The sequence below is a fragment of the Acinetobacter sp. GG2 genome (genome assembly GCF_000292385.1).
GTDB classification, from domain to species: domain Bacteria; phylum Pseudomonadota; class Gammaproteobacteria; order Pseudomonadales; family Moraxellaceae; genus Acinetobacter; species Acinetobacter seifertii.
This window is the reverse complement of record NZ_ALOW01000036.1, coordinates 61879-80502: the sequence shown is the minus strand read 5'-3', so window position 1 is coordinate 80502 and position 18624 is coordinate 61879. Positions and strand designations below refer to the sequence as shown.

Sequence of the window (18624 nt, the reverse complement as noted above, 5' to 3'; positions counted from 1 at the left end):
CATGGGAAGCGCATCACTGCGCTTTATTTTTTGCATCATGCAATTTTTATTTAATATGTTGTTTTCCGCATTACCCTGACTAAATCGGGTAATGACGTGATTGGGTTTGAATGGTAATCCAGCGTAGTTCGGTAAATTCGGCAACAGAGACTTTACTACCAAAACGTCCGTAACCACTCGATTTGGTTCCGCCAAATGGCATTTGAGCTTCGTCATGTACGGTTGCGCCGTTAATATGACAAATACCCGAATCAATCTGTTGAGCGACTTCCAGTGCTTGCGAAATATTTTGGCTAAACACTGCCGAAGACAGACCAAACTCGCTGTCATTTGCCAGTGCTACGCCTTCTTCAATGCTTGAAAAACGTTGGACTGTGCATACAGGTCCAAATGATTCTTCGCGGTAAAGCAGCATGTCAGGTTTAATATTGAGCACCAGCGTCGGTTGCATGGTGGTATCTTCAATATGGATACCTAAAGGTAAATCGGCACCTTTGTTTTGAGCATCTTCCAGCAAATGCTGAATACGGTTTGCAGCACGGCGACTTTCCAAAACACCCAATACATTGTCTTTTGAAGTTGGATTACCTGCTTGAATAGAGCGGGTTTTCTCAATCAGTTTTTCAATAAACTGGTCAGCAATATTGTCTTGAACCAAAACACGTTCGGTCGACATACAAATTTGCCCCTGATTAAAGAATGCTCCAAAAGCGACTGCATTTACGGCTTCATTAATGTCAGCTTCATTTAAAACCACGACAGGGGCTTTACCACCCAATTCAAGTAAAACAGGTTTTAAATACTTAGCAGCAGTCTCGGCAATAATTTTTCCGACTTTGGTTGAACCCGTAAAATTAATGCGCTTCACAGCTGGATGAGAGACTAAACGTTCCACGATTTGTGGTGAATCTTCGGCAGCGTGCGTAATTACATTTACAACACCTTCACCAAGCCCCGCTTCATGTAACACTTCACCAATGAGACGATGTGTTGCTGGACAAGCTTCTGAGGCTTTTAACACTACCGTGTTACCACAAGCCAAAGGCATGGCAAGCGCACGTGTTGCCAAAATGACAGGCGCATTCCAAGGAGCAATCCCTACAATCACACCACAAGGAACTCGCACACCCATTGCAAGATTACCCGGCACGTCTGACGGAATCAGGCTTCCGTCAATTTGTGTGGTCATTGCTGCTGCTTCACGTAACATGTTGGCAGCAAGATGAACGTTAAACCCATACCATGTCGCAGTTGAACCTGTTTCTTGCATTCCAATTTCAATGAATTGCTCGGTCTTTTGGTCCATTAAATCGGCTGCTTTTAATAAGCGTAAACGGCGTTCAGTAGGTGAGAGCTTCGACCATACTTTAAAAGCTTGTTGTGCCGAATCGATTGCACGATCAACATCTTCCAGTGTTGCAGCAGCAGCTTTAGTTGCTACTGACCCATCAATTGGGCTAATACGCTCAAAAGTTGCCTGATTTGATGCATCAACAGATTGACCGTGAATAAGTAACTGTACATTTTGCATGGGTTGTGTCCTTACATTGCCATTAGAGAATCAAAAGTTAACCAGTACGTTTATAGCTCTGTAAACCCGGTTTAATTGATTTTTCATCTAAAAATTGTTTCAAACCTTCTTGACGGCCATTTTCTGTATCACGGTGGATACATTGATCAAGTTTGGCATATAAGTAGTCTTCGTTTTGATCCCAAGTCAGTTCACGACAACGCTTAAAGCCATTTTTAGCGGTACGAAGAACCACAGGGTTTTTCTCAAGTAGACAGTTTGCAAGCTCAGTCACTTCAGCTTTTAGCTGTTCAAGCGGTACACTTTTGTTCACAAGGCCCATGGTTTCAGCTTCTTTACCACTAAAGGTTTTACCCGTCATGATGTAGTACAAAGAGGCACGGTGACCAACAGTGTCTGCCATTGCTTTGCTTACAAGGTTACCCGGTGGGATACCCCAGTTAATTTCAGATAAACCGAAAGTTGCTTCATCTGCTGCAATTGCGAGGTCACAAGCCACTAAAGGTGAGAAACCGCCTCCAAAGCACCAGCCGTTGACCATAGCAATGGTTGGTTTTGAATACATGCGAAGAAGTTGCCACTGCCAACGGCATGAGTCACGGCGAATACGTTCTTGATAAATTTCTGGTTGAGTATCGACTTCACGGAAATATTCCTTTAAGTCCATGCCTGCTGTCCAAGAATCACCTGCACCGGTCAACACAAGCACACGTGCATTTTGATCAAGTTCTATCGCCTCAAGCACATCAATCATTTCACGATTGAGTGTCGGGCTCATGGCATTTTTCTTTTCTGGGCGGTTTAGTGTTACCCATGCAATTCCATCTTCAACTTTAACATCTACTGTTTCCCAGCGGTTTTCATAACTCATCTTCATACTCCTTGAATGATTTTTAGCTGTTCTGGGATTTAATTTAATATCAGTTAAACTTACATTCAAGTCTTTTTTATAAAATTTCATAAATATTTTATAATTAATTGTATTTTAAATATTAATTAATTTTATTTAAGATTTAACATAAAAATATGTTGATTTTTTAGTAAGTTTAACTGATATTTTTGGTGTGTTTAAACAATAATACACAAAGGGCTAAATGGAACGACTAGTCAATAAGGGATAACACAATGGAAAAGATATTAGGACAGTCTGCAAGGGCAAAAATCACGTTGCTATTATGCTTTGCAATAGCAATTTTTGAAGGTTTTGATCTTCAGTCAATGGGGGTAGCCGCTCCACGAATGCGGGCTGAGTTTATGTTGGACAATGGCCAGATGGCGTGGGCATTTAGTGCTGCAATTTTAGGAACACTACCAGGTGCCATATTAGGTGGTAGATTTGCAGATATTGTAGGGCGTAAGAAAATTCTGATTTTTAGTATTTTACTTTTTGGAATTATGTCTTTGCTAACGGCTTATGCTGCTAACTTTAGTTTGCTTTTACTCATTCGTTTTTGTACTGGTTTAGGAATGGGTGGGGCACTTCCAATGATGATTACACTGGCATCTGAAGCTGTACCTGATAAATATAAAGGTACCGCGGTAAGTATTATGTATAGCGGTATTCCTTTTGGTGGATTACTTACTTCTGTAGTTGCCATGTCGTTGGCTGGCGACGCAGAGTGGCGTCATATTTTCTATATTGGTGGTATCGCGCCAATTTTACTCATTCCACTGATTATGCGCTTTTTACCTGAGTCAAATGATTACCTGCAACGTAAAGGTCAAGCGCAAAAAACAACGCCATTCTTGGAAGTTTTATTTGCAAAAGAACGTCGTATGTCGACGATTCAGCTTTGGGTAAGTTTTTTCTGTACGCTCGTTGTACTGTATTTCTTGTTGAACTGGTTGCCGTTGCTAATGGGCGCGCAAGGCTTATCGAAACTTCAGGCAAACTATGTACAGATGGGCTATAACGTGGGTGGAATTTTAGGTTCAATCCTGATGGGTGTATTGCTGGATAAGTTACGCATGAGTTTTGTGATTAAACTGATTTATCTCGGCATTTTATTTTCGCTTTGTTGTTTAGCGATATCCCCAACCGTTGCTTTACTTGCACTTTCGGCAGTGGGCTGTGGTTTATTCATTGTGGGCGGACAATCGGCGTTGTACGGTTTGGCTGCCATGTATTATCCAACCGAAATGCGTGGAACAGGTGTAGGTTCAGCGGTTGCGATCGGGCGTATTGGTTCTTTTGCAGGGCCTTTAATGGCTGGTTTTTTACTCTCGCTTGGCCAAAGCTCGACCATTGTGATTGGTTCAAGCATTCCGGTGATTTTAATTGCAGCGATCTCTGCATTACTTCTTGTCAAAAAACCTAAACAGCCTGTACATTTAGTACAAAGCTCAGGTGCTCGCTAAGTATTAACGAAAGTATGGGATTAGCGCCTCATACTTTCACTACAGATTTTCTTATGATGATTGAAAGGTTATGGTACGTTCGAATTCAGTTCAAAAAAAAGTAGAAGATGAGCCTAAGTTAAGTTACATGATTGCTCGTGTTGACCGAATTATTAGTAAACATTTAACAGAACATTTAAAAGAGCTTGAAATAACCTTGCCGCAATTTACTGCGCTTTCTGTTTTAGCTTCAAAAAGTAATGTATCCAATGCTAAGCTCGCTGAGCGCTCTTTTATAAAGCCGCAATCAGCCAACAAAATTCTGCAAGATTTACTGATTAATGGTTGGATCGAGAAAAAACCAGACCCAACACATGGCCGCCGTATTTTAATTACCCTGACTGAAAGCGGTATTGAAAAGCTAAATAAATGTAATGAAGTGGTTTTAAAAGTCGAAGAAAAAATGCTTGAAGGCATTGATATTAACTTAGCTTATTTAATCCGTAATAATCTCGATATTATGGTGAATAATCTTAAAAACCTTTGATAAAAGGTAGTTTGCAATTTAATTTATTAAACGCAGTAAACATGCTTAAGCACTGATTCACACAGAAAATTTATTTCATTTTACAAATGAACTTGCTAGCATCGAAGAGACGTTTTTGGTGATGTGTGGCAGCGAATGTCTTCAGGACAACAAGTTTTACTTAAACTAAGAAAAATGATTATTTCAGGGGAACTTGAAGGTGGTGCCAGAATTGCCGAAATTCCGACTGCCGAGTTACTTGGTGTTTCAAGGCAGCCTGTTCGTATTGCCTTTCGGTTGCTCGAGCAAGAAGGCCTCCTCATTAAAAACCCAACTCGTGGTTATACTGTTCGTGAAATTTCAGAACAACTTGTTCATGATGCGCTCGAAGTACGCGGTGTGCTGGAAGGGTTAGCTGCGAAAACTTTGGCAGAACAAGGCTTAAGCGAAGAGCAGAAAAAGACGCTGCAACATTGTATTCAAGAAACTGAAAAACTTTTTAATGAAACAGACGAGTTTGGCGATGCTGAACTGGAACGTTATCACCATTTTAATGTCATTTTTCATGACACGATTATTGAGGGTGCACAAAACGTCGCCCTCATCCAAGCCTTAGCGAAAAATAATCAATTGCCGATGGCTTCTGCTCAAGCCATTACCTATGACCAGAATCAAGCTTTGTCGGAATATCGCCGTTTGCACTATGCACATTTGCAGCATTGTTCGATTTTCGATGCGTTGGTACATCGTCAGGCAGGGCGTGCTGAAACCTTAATGCGTGAACACAGTAGTGTAGTGATTTTGGGTGAAACACTAAGAAATGTTCTCAGCGCTTAAGGTGAAAGAAGTTCCTTTATTTTTGAATAAAGGAACTTGAAAATTAAAGCTCAATCACAAGATTTTTAGTTTTTGCACGAGAACAGCAGGGCGTAAATTGGTCGTTCAAAGCATGTTCCTCATCGGTCATAAATAGATCCCGATGATCAGGTGTGCCTTCTACTACGCGGGTAATACAGGTCCCGCAAATGCCTTGTTCACATGAAACAGGAATATCAAAACCATTTGCAATTAATGCCTCAGTAGCAGTTTGCTCTGGTAATACTTCAATTCGATGGCCCGTACCTTTAACTTCAATAGTGAAAGCTTCATCGTTAGATGTATCTACTTTTTGAGCGACAAAATGCTCTTGATGTAACTGTTCATTGTGCCAGCTAGCTTGTTCGGCTGAGCTCATGACAAACTGCATAAACCCTGTAGGCCCACACACATATAAGTGTTTATCAGGGGAAGCTTGGCCCAAAACCTCTGCCATATTACATTCGGTGTCTGGCTGATCTTGAATATGAAAATGGACTCGGTCACCAAAATGCTCGGTTAAGTTGCCATAGAAAGCAATCATTTCATGACTACGAACAAAGTAGTGCAATTCGAAATGTATATTGGCAGACTTAAGCCGATACGCCATCGACAAAATAGGGGTAATACCAATCCCACCCGCAAATAAAACCGCCTGCTTTGTTTGAGGGTGAATTTCAAATAAATTGCGTGGTTCACCAATCTTTAAATGGTCGCCTTCACGATATTCAGTGTGGATGCAACGTGAGCCACCGCGTGAATTGGCATCATGTAAAACACCAATGACATAACGATGCTTTTCAGTGCAGCAGTTTGAAAGTGAATATTGGCGAGTGAGACCATTTTTAAGATGCACATCAATATGTGCACCTGCCTCAAAATTCGGTAGTGCTGTACCATTTGCTGCAACCAATTCAAAAGCACGAATGGTCGGGGTGAGCTGATGAATTTTTTGAATAATAACGTCCATGTTCATACTCCTTTAAATAATCCGAATGTTTGGAAACTTCTGTGCGGATGTTTCAGGAGGTGTTTTATTTTCTTCAGCAAGCAGTCGCTCAATGACCTTGCGAGACTGTACACCGCCTGCGTCGATGTTGAGCATGAGTAACTTGCGATGTGGGTTATTTAAAATATTTTGTTGTTGTTGCTCCAGCATTTCTAAATCTTCAGTAAAGATTTTGCCTTGACCTTCACGAATTTGATCGGTGAGTTCAGCATTATCTGGTTGGAAGTTACGTGCCATTCCCCAGAAATACCAATGTGAAGTTTCAGTTTCTGGCGTAATAAAATCGACCACAATTGAGGAAACTTTTTTGTCTTTTGGTGCGTGATAACCACCATGGCCAGCATGCGCGACACCTACTTCAATATGCACATTGCTTGGTGCAAAGAAGTGGCAACGTTGCCAACGGTCAACAGGTACATCATCTGCTAAGTGGTTACCACGAAGAGCCATTTGCCAAAATGGAGGTGCGATCACATTTTCCATGTAGCGTTCGGTAATGACATGATCACCATCAACTTTAGTGACTGGTAATGATTCATCAATTTCTTTTTGTCCGATGCTGCTTGAGTGAACATAGGTCTCGTGGGTTAAATCCATCAGGTTGTCGACCATCAAGCGATAGTCACACTGAATATGAAATAGGCCTCCGCCATAGCTCCAATCAGGATGATCTGCCCATTCTAAAGTTGGCAGTTTTGCTTCATCTGCTAAAGCTTTCTCGCCTGGCCATACCCAAATAAAGCCGAACTTTTCAATAACTGCATATGCTTTGTTGCAAGGGAAACCATTTACACGTTGAGCTGGCATTGAAACGGTCTTTCCGTCACAGCCCATGACTAAACCATGATAACCACATACAAGGTTGCCATCTTCTACATAGCCAAGTGAAAGTGGGGCACCGCGATGGGGACAAAAATCTTCAACGGCTGCAACTTGGTTTTCTTTACCGCGATAAAAAACAATTTTTTCACCACAAATCGTACGACCTAATGGTTTGTCTTGGATTTCTTCTGGGCGGCAGGCAACATACCAAGCATTTTTAATAAACATTTGTGACGACTCCTTATCACTTATTGGATCCAATTTATAATAAATAAAAATATTGGTCAATTGATAAGCGGTATATTTTTAAAAAATATTGATCTTTGAATTTGGTTTTTTTATGTTTTTTTAATTGCTATTAAAGACTTTTGTATTTACTTTGAATTTTAGAGGCTAAATTTTTATTATTTTTATTTGGATCCATAATGGCTGTGGTTAAGCCATTATGGAGTGTGAAAATTTAGAAATTAACCGTGTAGTGAAGCATCATGCGCTGTTCATCCAAACTTTTGCCGTGTTTGGTGTCATAATTTATATTTAAGAACAGAAACTTAAGATTTTTAATCCAAGCATTTAGGTCGTATTGAATCAACACGTCACTTTCTTGCTCAAAATCATTTTGATTCATGGTTTGAAATGAGTCGCCATAAATATATTTATAGGTGATTTTTAAACCCTTGATATAGTCTTTAAAGTCATACGAGGCAACGAAATGATAAGACTTTTCATCTGCTTTGGTAAACGCACCTAAGGTCCAGTTCACCATATGCGGGATGGGCATATTGTCGAGTTTTGGAATACCATCTTTGCCAAAGTTTTCTTGGTATCCAATTCCAGTTGTAAAGTTGCCATGTTTAATGAAATGCATAGCGCCTACAGATGTATTGTCATATTCACCAAGCTTTGATTTGCCGACATCATCGTGGCGAAACACACGTAATTTTGTAGTGTGCTGCTTTGACCATTGATAATCAAAGGCAAAGTAACTTTGATTGATGAGATCTGTTAAGTAACCATTATAAAATTTCCAATTATATTGAGGTGTTTTGCCATCCCATTGAAAGAAATAGAGTCCGTCAGATTCATATTTTGAAATGGCGAGTTTGTGGTAGTCCTCCTCGTTTTTTGGTGAATAACGGTTAATCAAACCCAGCTCGAAATTTTGTTGCGGTGTCTTATATTTTAATTCCAAGCCTTTATAGTTCACTCGTAATTGATGTGTATCCACTTGTGGAGTAAGTGGTGAATCGGGAGTGATTTCACCTACATTCATGCGAAAGTTTTGATATTCAACTCCAGCACCTAAGCCATATTTAACTTGGTCTTGTGCTTGTTTCTTGGTGTTAGGGTCAAATGGTATGACCATATCATTGGTGTGTTGGTCGTTGCTTAGGCGATAAGCATATTGGATGCTTGGATTGAGGTGTAGTTGAACCTCATTCAGTTTGGTTGACCAGTCGCCACGATAAATCAAGCCTTGGCTCAAGCTATGAGTATCGGGGCTAGTGCCATTTTCATATTGTCTGTCGAAGTTAAATGTTTTGAGTGTGAGTGTATTTTGAAAATTAACATCTGCTTCACTATGAGCTAAACAGCAGGCAAGGGTTGTCCCTGAGAATAAAATCCCATAAATAAAAATATGCTTCATTTTTAAATCCGTTTAAAAGCGTTTTACTGTTCTAAATCCGACATGGCTGGTGGCGAGGTCGAGTTCTTGTGGATGCCTCGCGGCAGCACGATAACGCGCGCAATAGTTTGTTGCGCATAAATAAGACCCACCTTTAATCGTGTATTGCAAAATCTGCTCGTGACTTTGCCGATATTTCGATGGATCTCCCATATGGTGATCTCGTGGTCCTGTATAGGGTGTTTGCGTCCATTCCCATACATTGCCAATCAAGTCATATAACCCAAACGGGTTTTTACTAAAACAACCAACAGGGGCAACATCCTTAAAACCATCTTCCTGAATGTTTTTATAAGGAAATTCACCTTGCCAGAAATTGGCTACAATATGGCCTTCGTGGGTAGGGCCAATATCGGAATTTTGCTGAAAACCTTTGGCTGCATATTCCCACTCAAGCTCAGTCGGTAAGTCATGACCCAGCCAGTTTGCATAAGCGTAGGCATCATTCCATGTCACCATGCGAACAGGTTCATGAGGTGCGGGTTGTTTAGGGTTGTTTAGGCCCCATGGATGTTTCCAATTGACCCCTTTTTCAAATCGCCACCATTGTAGTTCTTCAACTGGATGATCTGGCTGTACAAACATAGCTGCGCCGCCTTGCTTCTCTGCATCGGTGACATAACCCGTTTGTTTAACAAACTCTTGAAATTGAGCGTTGGTGACTTCAGTTGCATCAATTAAAAAAGCGGGAACTGAAGTTGCCTGTAAGTTTAATGGGCGTTCATCTTCATAACCTTGTGTGGTGCCTAAAACAATCTTTCCTTGAGGAAGTTTAACCATGCCTGCTTCTTTATTGTTAGGCCATCCCGAAGGAAGGCCTGAATAGGAAGAACATTTAGCTTTAGTGCCTAGGTCGGGCAAAGGATTTTGTTCTAGTCGAGGTGTAGTTTTTTGGCATGCACAAAGTAAGAGGAAAGATGAAAGCATTATGATCTGTTTCATCTGGTTTTCTCTACTTTTTGTTGTATTGCTCAAAATCCACAACGCCGTTTTCATCGGCATATCTTAAATATTTGTCATTTAAGACTTTGACTATTTCAGGATGTTCTGCATAAACATTATGTTGCTCATTAAAATCTGTTTTTAAATTGTAGAGTTCCCAGCCATGGCTCTTAAATTTAGAAGGTGAGTTTTCAACAAGTTTCCATTCATCATTTTTGGCGTAGCGGCTGCCATGTAATTCTTTAAAGTCATAATAATTAACAGGACGAATACGGGCTGTATTATCTTTAAAAGCAGGAATTAGGCTAAAACCCGATGGTTTGATTTTGGTACTAGTTGCTGGATAAATATGACTATTTTGAATGCCTGCTAGCTCCATTACAGTGGGGAATATATCTCTGACTGTCGCAAAGTTATTGTTAATTCCACGTTGTTTAGAAATTTGCACAGGTGATTTAACAATAAATGGAACTCGAACTCCGCCTTCTGAAGCGGCTGATTTCCAATAAGTAAATGGCGTACTACTTACTTCAGCCCATCGTGGTCCCATATAAACATATGAGCTGGCGTTGCCTATATTTTCATAGCGATTGTCGGCATCACCCATTGGGAAATTATGATCACCACCCTCAGCGCCGTTATCTGACATAAACACAATCAAAGTATTGTCATATAAATGATGCTTTTTAAGATATTGAATGACCTCACCCACGCGGTCGTCTAACTGAGTAACCATGCCCGCATAAACTTCCATTTTGCGCGCTTCGTATTTGCGCTCTTGTGGTGTAAGTTCATTCCAGCTTTTGGTGCCTAAAGCTTGATTGCCACGTTCGACTGGGTATTCTGCATTTGCAGGAATTAATCCTAGTTGCTTTTGTCTCTCAAAGCGTTGCTTACGAATTGCATCGTAGCCTTGATCGTATTTACCTTTATATAAGTCTCTGTAATGAGCGGGTGCCTGTATCGGCCAGTGTGGAGCGGTATAGGCTAAGTAAGCAAAAAATGGTTTTTGCGCTTTATTTTTGTCTAAATACTCAAACGCTTTTTGTGTAAAAAAGTCGGTCGAATAGTAGTTATCAGGCAGTGTGGCTTTTTGACCATTTTCTGTGTATTGGGTATTACGCGGATAGTTTTTAGGTTGGTCTTTGAAGTGTAAATCGAAGCCATCGAGCAGAGCAAAAGATTGATCAAAACCACGGGCTTTAGGGTTTTGGTTAGGAGCATAGCCTAAGTGCCATTTACCGACCATGAAGGTGTAATAATCTTTTGTCTTTAAAATCTCTGCGAGTGTGTAAGCATTTTGCGTTAAGTGCCCTGAATAGCCATCAATTTTGAGAAGTGCACGAGGGCTATCGGCTCCAACCAATTTTTCTTGTCGTTTTGAAGTTTCATACATCGCACCTAAACCCACCAAGTGGTTATCTGCACCTGTCATAAGCTGTGCACGGGTAGGTGAGCACATTGATGAAGCATGAAAATTAAAAAGCATTTTTCCTTGCTTTAATAGACTATCAATATGAGGGGTTTTAATTTCGCCACCATAAGCACCAATATCTGAAAATCCAAGATCATCGGCCAAAATAATCATGATATTGGGTGGTTGTTGATTTTTTGGAGGTGCTGCTTGCGCTGTGTAAAACAACTGGCTGGCAAAAAAAAGTCCCAATGTAAGCTGACTTATTCTTTTGAATTTCATAACGACAATCCTTTGAAATTTTAAAAATGCATCTTGCATTCCATAAAAATGAACTGAGCTTTTTTTGGCTAAAAAATGCTCTGGAATCGATCATAATAGATTTTTTAATATGGATCCATAAAAATATTCAAGCATTCTAATTTTATGTTTTTAATAATTTTATGCTTATATAATTTATATGTTTATATACTTTTTAATAATCAATTTATAATTTTAGTTGATTTTTTGGATCCAAATATTCAGTATAGAAAAAGAGCAGGATGCTCAAAAAATAAATATTCCTCTAGATCATTATGGATACGGATGTGCATAACCACCCAATCGCTTATATCAGCAATGTCGTGTGTATGTCTTATCCAAGGGAGATACACAAATGGAAAGAGACGTTCTAAGTGAGATTAATCAAAACAACATGAGCCGCTACCAATGGTTCGTCATTTTGATCTGTATTTGTCTCAATATTATTGATGGCTTTGACGTGATGGTAATGGCATTTACCGCTCCATCCGTGTCAGCAGAATGGTCACTTTCAGGCGCACAAATAGGCTTGTTGTTAAGTGCTGGCCTTTTTGGGATGGCTGCCGGTTCCATTTTTCTCGCACCTTTAGCCGATAAAATCGGTCGCCGTTTACTCATCTTAGTTTGTCTTGTCATTGCAGGTCTGAGTATGTTGGGCTGTGCTTTTGTACAAAGCCACGGCATGTTAGCTGCACTTCGGTTTATTACTGGAATTGGGGTGGGTGGCATCCTTGCGAGTAGTAATGTATTGGCAAGTGAATATGCCAATGCTCGCTGGCGCAGTCTTGCTGTGAGCTTAATGTCTACCGGTTACGGAATTGGTGCGACACTGGGTGGAGTACTATCACTGGCTTTGATTGAGCACTTAGGTTGGCGCTCAATCTTTTTAGCAGGTGGGGTTACAACCATTGGAATGCTGCTAATTAGCGCATGGTTATTACCAGAATCTTTAGATTACTTACTCGCGAAACGACCAAAACAGGCATTAGAACGAATTAATGCAACTGTAAATCGTATGGGGCTAAACGAATTACCCGTTATGCCGCATTATGAAAAAATCAGCACGCAGAATGGTAGTGAATTGGGCAAGTTGTTTGCTGGACAACTTGGATTTCAAACACTTTGTTTATGGTTTTCATTCTTTTTAGTGATGTTTGGCTTTTACTTTGTCATGAGCTGGACACCAAAAATTCTTATTTCAATGGGGATGTCGCCACACCAAGGTGTAAGTACAGGTATTTTAATTAGTATTGGCGGGATTTTCGGGGCAGCCATTATTGGTTTATTGGCATCACGCATGAAAATCTTCTATGCCTTAAGCCTGTTTTTAGGTCTAACCTCGGCATGTGTTTTCCTATTTGTCGCAGTCTCCGCTCAAGTCAGTATTGCACTCATGGTAGGGTTATTACTTGGCACACTTATTAATGGCTGTGTAGCAGGTTTATATTCGATTTCTCCAACAATTTATGATGCTGAAATCCGTAGTCGAGGCGTGGGCTATGCAATTGGTTTTGGACGAATTGGGGCAATTTTATCACCAACGGTTGCAGGCATCTTTTTGGATAAAGGTATAGCACCCGCAACGCTGTATGCCTATTACGGTGTGGTCTTTATTTTGGCTATTTTCCTGATTTTAAGTTTAGGTAATGCTTTTTACCGCAGTCAAAAAGAGCAAAACTACTCGCTTAAAACAGCACCCTAATCCATTAAAAATTAAATAGTTGAGATAAAAAATGAAAAAGACACCATTATGGGTGGGGGTATGCTTGTGCCCATTATTTAGTCAAGTTGTGCATGCTGAGTTTATTGCAGACAGTAAAGCTGAGCTGACACTACGTAATTTTTACTTTGACCGAGACTATAAAAAAGACCCATATCCCTATACAGCAGCCAGAGATTGGGCGCAGGGTTTAATTTTTAAGGGACAGTCTGGTTATACCGAAGGGACAGTAGGGTTCGGTGTCGATGTACTGGCAATGGCGGGTTTTAACCTGATGGGGAGCCGTGCTGATGACTATGCGCGTAGTGGCTTATTACCAGTGAATACTGATAACTCACGTGACGATTATTATGGAAAAATAGGTATTACTGGGAAGGCTAAATTTAGAAAAAATGAGCTTTTTGTGGGCGATTTAGTTCCGCAATTACCGACCATATTTTCATCGCCAGCGCGTTTGTTCCCTCAGACTTACCGTGGTATCCGCTTTGTTTCAAATGAAATTCCAAATCTTCAACTCGAAGGCTTTTATGTCGATGAAGTGCGTCAACGTGACTCAATCCGTTATACTGATGTGGGAACAGACAATATCAACCATCGTTTTGACAAAGCGGCAACTACCGATTCTTTTTATACCTTAGGTGGAAGCTATCAGTTAAAGGATTACCGTTTGCGTGCTTATCATGCTGAACTCAAAGACATTTACCAGCAACAATTTTTAGGATTTAACGGAAAACAACCTTTAAACGATCAGCTTAACTTTTTAAGTGATGTACGTTTTTTTAATAGCGAAGAAACGGGAAGCAAAAAAATAGGAGAAGTCGATAACCGACATATTAGCGGCCTATTTGGTTTGAACTATCAAAATCATACGGTTTCTTTGGGCTACATGCAGTCATTTGGTTCAACTGGTCTGCCATTTTTGTCGGGAACAGAAAGTCCAGTTGTGCTTGATTTTATGAGTTCGGACTATTCAAATAAAGATGAAAAAGTCTATTCGATTCGTTATGAATATGACTTTAAAAATGCGCGGGTAGGTGATGTTTCATTAAACGGACTGCGTTTTATGACTCGCTACGCAAAAGGTGAAGACATTGATTTATTGCAATATGGCGACCAACGTTTTAAAGAAGAGTCGATGGAATTTGATTTGGGCTATAAAATTCCTGAAGGTAAGTTAAAAGGTTTGGGAATGCGAGCCCGTTTTTCTCACTATCGCAACGATATGCCTACCAATATGACATTCCATTCGGCAAATGAAACACGTTTAAATGTCGATTACACTTTTAAATTTTAATGCTCAATATTTATTAAATTAAAGACAAGTTAAAACATTGTGAGCAGCAATGTTTTAACTTTAGTTATCAACTTCACAAAATCCCTCTATAATACCGCCAATCTTATTAAAGCCACTTGAGTCGTTCATTAAACACATGGCTTTAATCTCTCATTTTTTTAAGTCAATTTCTTCGCTGTGATTCGGCTTATTTTTCAATATTTAGAATTTTATGTGTCTGTGCTGACACATAAAAATATTTAGGTGCCAGCATGGAAATCAAGGTTAATTATCTCGACAATCTTCGACAGGAAGCTAAGTTCGATGACTTTACGGTAATTGCCGATCAACCAATTCGCTACAAGGGTGACGGTTCGGCACCGGGCCCATTTGATTATTTTTTAGCATCATCAGCATTGTGTGCAGCGTACTTTGTAAAAGTGTATTGTGCCGCTCGAGATATCCCAACCGATAATATTCGTTTATCGCAAAATAATATTGTTGATCCTGAAAACCGCTATAAGCAAACCTTTAAAATTCAAATTGAATTACCAGCCGATATTTCAGAGAAAGATCGCCAAGGGATTTTACGTTCGATTGACCGTTGTACTGTTAAAAAAGTGATTCAAACGGGTCCCGAATTTATTATTGAAGAAGTTGAAAGCATCGATGCAGATGCACAAGCATTGTTATTACCAAGCCTAACTTCAGAAAGCCATACCTATATTCAAGGTAAAGACCTACCATTAGAAGAAACCATTGCCAATATGTCTGCTATTTTGGCAAATTTGGGCATGAAGATTGAAATCGCGTCTTGGCGTAATATCGTGCCGAATGTATGGTCATTACACATTCGTGATGCGCAGTCTCCGATGTGTTTTACCAATGGTAAAGGTGCAACTAAAGAAAGTGCTTTAGCGTCTGCATTAGGCGAGTTCATTGAACGTTTAAATTGTAACTTCTTCTATAACGACCAGTTCTGGGGTGAAGATATTGCCAATGCTGAATTTGTGCATTATCCAGATGAAAAATGGTTTAAACCGGGTCCAAATGGTGAATTGCCTAAAGAAATCTTAGATGAATACTGTCTTGAGATTTATAACCCAGATGATGAGCTACTTGGTACACATTTATACGACACCAACTCAGGCAATGTAGAGCGTGGTATTTGTTCGTTACCTTTTGTGCGCCAGTCTGATGGTGAAGTTGTCTATTTCCCATCAAATTTAATTGAAAACTTGTACTTAAGTAATGGTATGAGTGCCGGTAACACTTTGGCAGAAGCCCAAGTTCAATGCTTGTCAGAAATTTTTGAACGTGCTGTTAAACGTGAAATTTTAGAAGGTGAAATTGCACTTCCGGATGTTCCTGAAGACGTATTAGCAAAATACCCAAGTATTGTTGCTGGTATTAAAGGCTTAGAAGAGCAAGGTTTCCCTGTATTAGTTAAAGATGCATCGTTAGGGGGGCAGTTCCCTGTAATGTGTGTGACTTTAATGAACCCACGTACGGGTGGGGTGTTTGCATCTTTCGGTGCGCATCCAAGTTTTGAAGTTGCGTTAGAGCGTAGTTTGACTGAGTTACTGCAAGGCCGTAGTTTCGAAGGCTTAAATGATTTACCACAACCGACTTTCCAAAGTAATGCGGTCACTGAACCAAACAACTTTGTTGAGCACTTTATTGACTCAAGCGGTTTGGTTTCTTGGCGCTTCTTTAGCTCTAAATCTGACTATGACTTTGTTGAATGGGATTTTTCTGGCGAAGGCGAAGAGTCGAATGCAGAAGAAGCTGCAACATTGTTCGGTATTCTCGAAGAGATGGGCAAAGAAGTATATATGGCAGTCTATGAGCACTTAGGTGCGACTGCTTGCCGTATTTTAGTGCCTGATTATTCAGAAATTTATCTCGTTGAAGATTTGATTTGGGACAATACCAACAAAGCACTTTCATTCCGTGAAGATATTCTAAATCTGCACCGTTTGGATGATGAACAGCTTGAGGCATTGGTTGAGCGTTTAGAAGAATGTGAGTTAGATGACTACACTGAAATTACCACACTCATTGGCATCGAGTTTGATGACAATACAGTTTGGGGGCAGCTCACAATTTTAGAGCTGAAATTGCTAATTTATGTTGCTTTACAGCAATTTGAAGAGGCAAAAGAGTTAGTCGAAACTTACTTGCAATATAACACCAACACTGTCGAGCGTGGCTTGTTCTATCAGTGCATGAACGTGGTGCTTGAAGTAATATTAGATGAAGAACTAGAGCTTGAAGACTACTTGACTAACTTCCGCCGTATGTTTGGTGACACACGAATGGATGCAGTATTAGGTTCTGTCGATGGTAGCGTTCGTTTCTATGGTTTAACACCAACAAGTATGAAACTAGAAGGACTTGATCGTCATTTACGTCTGATCGAGAGCTATAAAAAATTGCATGCAGCTCGTGCTAAAGCCGTGGCGATGTAATTTAAAAAGCGAAATAAAAAAGCCTATTTTTAAATAGGCTTTTTTTATACAACAAACTTTTAGATTAGGCAGAGGCTTTTGTGAGCTCTACAGTTTCTACTTGCTGATCTTGTTGTTCGCCCAAAGTATGTTTAGCTGGAATATATGACATCGCACGTTCAGCGAGTGCAGTAATGGTTAGGCTTGGGTTAACCCCCAAATTAGCACCTAACATTGAACCATCTACAACATATAAGTTTTTATAGTTAAAGACACGATTTTGTCCATCGACTACACCTTGTTCGGGGCTAGAAGCTATGGCACAGCCACCCATACAGTGAGCGGTAAAAGGTACATTAAACAAAATTTCGGTAATAGTGGTTATTGGATGCCCATTAAACATTTTGGCTACTTTTTCAGTAAAGGTATTGGCCTGTGGAATATAAACAGGCAGTTTTTTACCTTCGCTCGATAACACCTTGCCAAAAGGCCAGAACCAATTGCGTTTCAAGCGCATGTTAATAGACGCATCTGCTGTTTGCATCACCAAGAAAATTAAGGTTTGGCGTGCAAAACCGACAGGGTTCGTCATGCGAAGAAATATAAAAGGGTGGCTCAGAAATGCCCATAACCAAAAGAAAATACGTGTCCAACCCGGTTTGCCTTTTGCCATGTAAGTACACATAAGGCCCATGGCATCTGAGCCAGTTTGGTAACGCGTTGCTTCAATGTGGGTGTCATGGTCGATGTAAATACTTGAACCAATGGCAACTCCTTTACTCATGTCGACATCTTTACCAAAAAAGCGAACCCCTAAAATAGACTCGGCATTGGTACGTACTCGGTTGCCCAAGTCATCAGAAATATTAGGGAGAGAACCAGATTGTTTTAAACGGAACAACATCTCTTGGGTACCCAAAGAAGATGCCGAGAAAATCACATTGCGTACGCGCCATGTACGACGCTGTTTGTTAAACCATGAACTTGAGCATTCGGTTGTGACTTCATAACCATCACTGCCATCGGCTTTGCCATTGAGAGGCTTAACATCAACCACTTTGGTTTCTTCGTAAACCTTGGCGCCATTTTTTTCGGCAAAGTATAAATAGTTTTTATCGAGCGTATTTTTTGCGTTATGTTTACAACCCGTCATACAGCCGCCACATGCGGTACATGTTCCGCGGTCTGGACCTTCGCCGTTAAAATAAGGGTCTGGGTAGGTCTTTCCGCCTTGTTCACCTTCGGGTGGAAAGAACGTCGCAACACGAGTCGGTTTAAAGGTATGTCCAACACCAACTGCTTCACCCATTTTCTTTAGCATATGGTCGGCAGGACCCAAAATTTTATTATCGGTTACCCCAAGCATGCGTTCGGCTTCAGCATAGTGCTGTGGCATTTCATTTTTCCAGTCCGCTGCATCGGCCCATGTGCCTTCGTCCCAAATATGTTCAGGTGGAACAAGCAGGGTGTTGGCATAGGTAATTGAACCCCCACCGACAGCATTCCCGCAAATAATGGTGACATGGCGGAAAAAACGCATATTAAAATAACCGAAAAGTTTCATGCCCGGGCGCCAAATCCAGCGACGGGTATTCCAGTTATTTTTAGCAAAATCTTTAGCTTCCCAGCGTCGCCCCATTTCCATTACAGCAACAGAGTAGCCTTTTTCGGTTAGACGGCAAGCAGAAACACTACCACCAAAGCCTGAACCAATAATGAGGTAATCATAGTCATAATTGTTTGTTGTCATGCCGAGGA

General features: G+C 40.4%; 14 protein-coding genes. 6 read left to right on the top strand and 8 right to left on the bottom strand.

What is annotated here, in order from left to right; translation table 11 throughout:
* Positions 1–79: 79 nt before the first annotated feature.
* Entirely contained in the window at positions 80–1531 is a 1452-nt protein-coding gene (locus B554_RS0111685; RefSeq protein WP_019458180.1) for an aldehyde dehydrogenase, read from the bottom strand.
* A gap of 37 nt (positions 1532–1568) precedes the next feature.
* A complete protein-coding gene (locus B554_RS0111680; RefSeq protein WP_171056853.1) occupies positions 1569–2408 on the bottom strand; it encodes a p-hydroxycinnamoyl CoA hydratase/lyase in 840 nt (279 codons plus the stop codon).
* 248 nt (positions 2409–2656) lie between these two features.
* Between B554_RS0111680 and mhpT the strand changes: the two genes are divergently transcribed.
* The 3 genes from mhpT to B554_RS0111665 all read left to right on the top strand — a co-directional run bounded on the left by mhpT (position 2657) and on the right by B554_RS0111665 (position 5231).
* The gene (gene mhpT, locus B554_RS0111675; RefSeq protein ID WP_013198528.1) at positions 2657–3889 is read left to right on the top strand and encodes a 3-(3-hydroxy-phenyl)propionate transporter MhpT; all 1233 of its coding nucleotides are present in this window, start codon (positions 2657–2659) and stop codon (positions 3887–3889) included.
* Between the two features lie 70 nt (positions 3890–3959).
* Positions 3960–4415 carry a MarR family winged helix-turn-helix transcriptional regulator gene (locus tag B554_RS0111670; protein WP_019458179.1) on the top strand — a complete coding sequence of 152 codons (456 nt, stop codon included), beginning with the start codon at positions 3960–3962 and terminating at the stop codon, positions 4413–4415.
* A 123-nt stretch (positions 4416–4538) separates the two neighbouring features.
* Positions 4539–5231 carry a GntR family transcriptional regulator gene (locus tag B554_RS0111665; RefSeq protein WP_005802836.1) on the top strand — a complete coding sequence of 231 codons (693 nt, stop codon included), beginning with the start codon at positions 4539–4541 and terminating at the stop codon, positions 5229–5231.
* A 43-nt stretch (positions 5232–5274) separates the two neighbouring features.
* On the opposite strand, the gene B554_RS0111660 is transcribed toward B554_RS0111665, so the two are convergent.
* From B554_RS0111660 to B554_RS0111640, 5 genes are all read right to left on the bottom strand, one after another.
* A complete protein-coding gene (locus B554_RS0111660) occupies positions 5275–6219 on the bottom strand; it encodes a PDR/VanB family oxidoreductase (RefSeq protein ID WP_019458178.1) in 945 nt (314 codons plus the stop codon).
* Positions 6220–6231: 12 nt separating this feature from the next.
* A complete protein-coding gene (locus B554_RS0111655) occupies positions 6232–7308 on the bottom strand; it encodes an aromatic ring-hydroxylating oxygenase subunit alpha (protein WP_019458177.1) in 1077 nt (358 codons plus the stop codon).
* A gap of 232 nt (positions 7309–7540) precedes the next feature.
* A complete protein-coding gene (locus B554_RS0111650) occupies positions 7541–8728 on the bottom strand; it encodes an OprD family outer membrane porin (RefSeq protein ID WP_019458176.1) in 1188 nt (395 codons plus the stop codon).
* A 12-nt stretch (positions 8729–8740) separates the two neighbouring features.
* Positions 8741–9694 carry a formylglycine-generating enzyme family protein gene (locus B554_RS0111645; protein ID WP_019458175.1) on the bottom strand — a complete coding sequence of 318 codons (954 nt, stop codon included), beginning with the start codon at positions 9692–9694 and terminating at the stop codon, positions 8741–8743.
* Positions 9695–9719: 25 nt separating this feature from the next.
* Entirely contained in the window at positions 9720–11405 is a 1686-nt protein-coding gene (locus B554_RS0111640) for an arylsulfatase (RefSeq protein ID WP_019458174.1), read from the bottom strand.
* 373 nt (positions 11406–11778) lie between these two features.
* On the opposite strand from B554_RS0111640, the gene B554_RS0111635 reads away from it, so the two are divergent.
* The 3 genes from B554_RS0111635 to B554_RS0111625 all read left to right on the top strand — a co-directional run bounded on the left by B554_RS0111635 (position 11779) and on the right by B554_RS0111625 (position 16887).
* Complete coding sequence (locus tag B554_RS0111635; protein WP_019458173.1) at positions 11779–13125, top strand: MFS transporter; 1347 nt, start codon at positions 11779–11781, stop codon at positions 13123–13125.
* Between the two features lie 31 nt (positions 13126–13156).
* Positions 13157–14437 (top strand): OprD family outer membrane porin, encoded by a 1281-nt coding sequence (locus B554_RS0111630; RefSeq protein WP_019458172.1) that lies wholly within the window; start codon positions 13157–13159, stop codon positions 14435–14437.
* A 251-nt stretch (positions 14438–14688) separates the two neighbouring features.
* Positions 14689–16887, top strand: coding sequence for an OsmC domain/YcaO domain-containing protein (locus tag B554_RS0111625; protein ID WP_019458171.1), 2199 nt, complete (start codon positions 14689–14691; stop codon positions 16885–16887).
* 64 nt (positions 16888–16951) lie between these two features.
* Here B554_RS0111625 and B554_RS0111620 read toward each other — a convergent pair whose 3' ends face one another.
* Positions 16952–18616, bottom strand: a complete 1665-nt coding sequence (locus B554_RS0111620; protein ID WP_019458170.1) for a GMC family oxidoreductase — start codon at positions 18614–18616, stop codon at positions 16952–16954.
* Between the last annotated feature and the right edge of the window lie 8 nt (positions 18617–18624).

Coding starts and splice junctions, on each gene's coding strand:
- B554_RS0111640 (WP_019458174.1), bottom strand. CDS start 11,405: ATGAAATTCAAAAGAATAAGTCAGCTTACATTGGGACTTTTTTTTGCC.
- B554_RS0111670 (WP_019458179.1), top strand. CDS start 3,960: ATGGTACGTTCGAATTCAGTTCAAAAAAAAGTAGAAGATGAGCCTAAG.
- B554_RS0111650 (WP_019458176.1), bottom strand. CDS start 8,728: ATGAAGCATATTTTTATTTATGGGATTTTATTCTCAGGGACAACCCTT.
- B554_RS0111625 (WP_019458171.1), top strand. CDS start 14,689: ATGGAAATCAAGGTTAATTATCTCGACAATCTTCGACAGGAAGCTAAG.
- B554_RS0111660 (WP_019458178.1), bottom strand. CDS start 6,219: ATGGACGTTATTATTCAAAAAATTCATCAGCTCACCCCGACCATTCGT.
- mhpT (WP_013198528.1), top strand. CDS start 2,657: ATGGAAAAGATATTAGGACAGTCTGCAAGGGCAAAAATCACGTTGCTA.
- B554_RS0111630 (WP_019458172.1), top strand. CDS start 13,157: ATGAAAAAGACACCATTATGGGTGGGGGTATGCTTGTGCCCATTATTT.
- B554_RS0111620 (WP_019458170.1), bottom strand. CDS start 18,616: ATGACAACAAACAATTATGACTATGATTACCTCATTATTGGTTCAGGC.
- B554_RS0111680 (WP_171056853.1), bottom strand. CDS start 2,408: ATGAAGATGAGTTATGAAAACCGCTGGGAAACAGTAGATGTTAAAGTT.
- B554_RS0111655 (WP_019458177.1), bottom strand. CDS start 7,308: ATGTTTATTAAAAATGCTTGGTATGTTGCCTGCCGCCCAGAAGAAATC.
- B554_RS0111645 (WP_019458175.1), bottom strand. CDS start 9,694: ATGCTTTCATCTTTCCTCTTACTTTGTGCATGCCAAAAAACTACACCT.
- B554_RS0111635 (WP_019458173.1), top strand. CDS start 11,779: ATGGAAAGAGACGTTCTAAGTGAGATTAATCAAAACAACATGAGCCGC.
- B554_RS0111685 (WP_019458180.1), bottom strand. CDS start 1,531: ATGCAAAATGTACAGTTACTTATTCACGGTCAATCTGTTGATGCATCA.